Source organism: Frankia tisae (genome assembly GCF_025403405.1).
GTDB lineage: Bacteria > Actinomycetota > Actinomycetes > Frankiales > Frankiaceae > Frankia > Frankia tisai.
The window spans coordinates 1-3,040 of record NZ_JANEZT010000547.1 but is presented as its reverse complement, the minus strand read 5'-3'; the positions used below and the strand labels follow the sequence as shown (position 1 = coordinate 3,040).

Annotated in this window: 2 protein-coding genes; one reads left to right on the top strand and one right to left on the bottom strand. The window is 76.1% G+C overall.

The window, feature by feature from the left end:
* A partial coding sequence (locus NBZ85_RS29595) for a PucR family transcriptional regulator (protein ID WP_261563225.1) occupies nt 1-1,496 on the bottom strand: 1,496 nt, incomplete at its 3' end.
* Nucleotides 1,497-1,675: 179 nt separating this feature from the next.
* On the opposite strand from NBZ85_RS29595, the gene NBZ85_RS29590 reads away from it, so the two are divergent.
* The coding region (locus NBZ85_RS29590; protein ID WP_261563222.1) for a peptidase M50 at nt 1,676-3,040 on the top strand (1,365 nt) is incomplete at its 3' end.

Genomic DNA, 3,040 nt, shown 5'->3' with positions numbered 1-3,040 from the left:
ACGTACCGGTCGGTCGGGGAGGTCGGGTCGTGCCGGGTCAGGGCACGGATGCGGTCGAGCCGGTAGGTCAGCGCCCGCACGGACAGGTGCAGCCGGCGCGCCGCGGCGAGCGCCACCCCGCCGGTGGTGAAGTAGGCGTCCAGGGTTTCCAGCAGCGGGCCGGCGCCGCCCCGAGCGGCCTGCAACGGCGAGAGCACCGCCTCGACCAGCTCCGCGAGCGCCTCCCGATCGCGGAGCAGAACCTTGTAGATGAGCAGGTCGTCGGTGTGCACGACGGCGCCCTCCAGCCCCAGCCGGCCGGCGAGGTCCGCGGCGCCACGGGCCTCCTCGAAGCCGATCCGGACCCCGGCGACGCCGCTGCGCGCGCGGCTGACCCCCACCCGCCAGAGCAGGCCGGGTTCGGCGCGTAGCCGGCGGGTCAGCGCGGACATCGCGGCCGTGGCCTCCTGAGCGGGTGCGAACGCGGGCAGCGGGGAGAAGCCCGCGCCCGTGGCAGCCGATTCGTCCGCCCGCCGCCGACCGGGCGGGCGGCTCGCGCCCGCCGCCGCCCCGGCCCGTGATCCCCGCGACCGGGACAGTCCGGCGGCGGCACCCTGCGCGCTCCCGGCCCCCGCCCCGGCGGCGGCATCCGGGCCGGCGGCCGACCGGCCGGCCGGGGTGACGCCGCGGGCGGGCGGCTCCGGGCCGCGGGCCAGGGCGCCCTGCTCGGACACCACGCAGACGAGCAGGCCGTCGCGGGTCGCGACGAGCGGATCGGTGAGGCTGTGTTCCCGCAGGATCGTCTCGGCCGCACGGGTCAGCGCCCGCCCGTCGAGGAAGCGCCGGTTGCCGGCGACGACCAGGACGATGTGGGGTGCCTCCAGCCGCAGGCCGAACGCGCCGGCCCGCTCCAGCAGCTGACCCACCTCCGACGTCCCGGTGAGCAGGTCGTCGACGAGTTCGCGGCGCAGCGCCTCCTCGGAACGGGCTCGGGCGGTGCGGGCGGCCTCGTAGCCTTCGCAGACGGCGGCGACGGCGTCGTCGCTGGCCCGCAGCACCGCGGAGGCGGCGGCACGGGTGCGCGAGACCGCCCCGACCGATTCGCCGGCCGAACGCAGCGCATCAGCGAGCTGCCCCGGTGCCACCGGCTCGCTCGACGCCCGGGTCAGCTCGCGGGCGGTGCGATCGGCCTCCCGCACCGCGGGCAGCGACGGCCACACTCGCCAGGTCGCCGAGAGGTAGAGGTCGACCAGTGCGCGCAGCGACGCCCCGGACTCCGCCGCCGCCTGGCCGAGGTCGCGAAACGCCTGCAGCTCCGCTCGGGTCAGCCGCCGCCCGCTGTCCGCAGCCGAGGCGAGGACGTCGAGGTAGTCGCCGAGCAGGCCGGCGTGCAGCCGGGAGTCGGCAGCCGCGAGCACGGCCGCGCGAGGTAGCCGGGTCAGGCTCGTCTCGGGCAGACCGGCCGGTACGTCGTCGTCGACCGCGGCCGTCCCGGCCGATCCATCCCCTTCGTTCATCTTCCTGTCTCCCGCTCCTTGTTGCCGATCCTCGGCAACAAAATGATAGGCGAAGTCGCGGAGTCCGTGCGGTGTCTGCCGGGACGTCGAAGGGCAGGCTAGACGTTGAGCATGTGTAGCACCTGGTCGTCGACGTCGGCCGGGAAAGTCAGGAAACGCGGAAAGGAGTCTGAGCGGACATGACCACCCACGACGCCACCAGACGAGGAGGGGTTCCGCCGATCGCGGTGCGTCCGGGACTCGCCGTGTCGGTGGCGGTCGTCACCGTCCTGCTCGCCGCGATCACGCTGCCCGCCACCGTGCCGGACCGGCCCGGGTTCGCCTACCTCAGCGGTGGGCTGATCGGCGCCGGCCTGCTCATCGGCATTCTGCTGGGTGCGGACCTGAGGCGAGCCCGCGCCGCCCGCCGGGCCGGGCTGACCGTCGTCGGCATCACCGTCGGCGCCTTCGGCAGCCGCCTGACGGTCGCCCTCGGTGACCGAGGGCGGGGGAGCGCCGGCCTGGCGGAGGCGGGCGTGACCCACACGGGCCACCCCGCCGCCGGATCCGCGGCGCCCACCGATCGCCGCTCCGGATCCACCGGCTCCCCGGCCACGTTCGGTGCGGGCGGCGGCGTCGACATACTGCCGCCGGCCGCCGGTCCGAGGGACCCGGCCGGCGGCCCGAGATTCGTCGAGTCAGGCGCCGAAGTCCGCGCCGAAGCGAAGGTCGCCCGTGCTGGGCTCACGGTGACCGCCCTGGCCGGCACGCTGCTCGTCACCCTCGGCGCGCTGGCGCCGAAGGGGACGTTGGCCCTGGCCGGTCAGGTGGCCCTCTGGGTGGGCACGTTCGCCCTGCTGGTGACCTTCATCGACGCGTTGCCCAGCCCGCGCAGCTCCGGCGGGCGGCTGATCGCCGCCCGGGTGCTGCGCCGGACCGGCAGCCGGGAGCGCGCCGAGCAGGCCGTCGCCCGGGCCGGTGTCATCAGCGGCTGGTCGCTGATCGCCGTCGGTGCCGCCAGCGTGTTCGCAGTCGGCTTCGTCGGCCTGTGGGCGGTGCTGTTGGGCTGGCTGGCGCTGGGTGCATCCCGGCTGGCCCAGTCCCAGCAGCGAACCTACGCCGCACTGGAGGGCCTGGTGGCGCGGGACGTGATGAGCCCCGCCCCGCCGACGCTGTCGTCCTGGTCGACCGTGGGCGATGCGCTCGACGACGTGGTGCTGCCCGCCCGCCGAGCCGTCTTCGGGGTCGAGGACTTCGACGGCTCGCTCGCCGGAGTGGCGCTGCTGCGCGACCTGGCCGCCGTTCCCATGGACGACCGCGGTCTCGCCCGGGTCAACCGCGTCCTCGTCCCGCTGTCCATGGTCGCGACGGCCGCGCCGGACGACGCGGTGGCCGACCTGCCCGCGAGGCTGCTCGAACGGCCCGCCGCCGGCTGCGTCGTCGTGGTCGAGTCGGCGGCGGACGGCAGCCCACGGATGGTGGGCACCGTCGGCCCGGTCGAGTTCGGTCAGGCGATCGAGACGGCGCCGCTGCGCGGGCGGGGCGGGCGGGGCGCCAGGTCGGTG